Source organism: Muribacter muris, from assembly GCF_004569585.1.
In the GTDB taxonomy this organism is placed as follows: Bacteria; Pseudomonadota; Gammaproteobacteria; order Enterobacterales; family Pasteurellaceae; genus Muribacter; species Muribacter muris.
The window spans coordinates 1-386 of record NZ_SPPA01000079.1 but is presented as its reverse complement, the minus strand read 5'-3'; the positions used below and the strand labels follow the sequence as shown (position 1 = coordinate 386).

General features: G+C 56.5%; 1 protein-coding gene. It reads right to left on the bottom strand.

The window, feature by feature from the left end; translation table 11 throughout:
* Positions 1 to 386 (bottom strand): inhibitor of vertebrate lysozyme family protein (locus tag E4T80_RS12690; RefSeq protein WP_135058728.1); only part of this gene is annotated, 386 nt, incomplete at both ends.

The window sequence follows — 386 nt, the reverse complement described above, 5'->3', positions numbered from 1 at the left end:
TCGTTCAAGAGCTTTTGCATACCCTCGTCAGGCTTACCCAAATAGCGATAAGTCGCGTTACGGGTTGGCGACTTATCCGCAGGCAGGCCTGCAGGTACTTCAACCAACATGGCGTAAGCGTCTTCCTTGTCGAGGCTGAACGCCACGATCAGACGCTTGCTCTTGCACGTATCGGCTGTTTCGCAAAGCGGCCCTACCAGATACTTGTCACCGCCCTCGGACGTCGCCGTCATTTGCTGCTCGGAAGCACCGGACAGGTTCAGAACCCATTCCGGCAACCGCTCTTCCTTCTTGACGACTTTCGCCCACGTTGTGCGGTACTCGGGCGCAGAGCTTAAAAGCTCGTTGACCCGAGACTGTCCATCATTGGCTGCCATGACCATGGC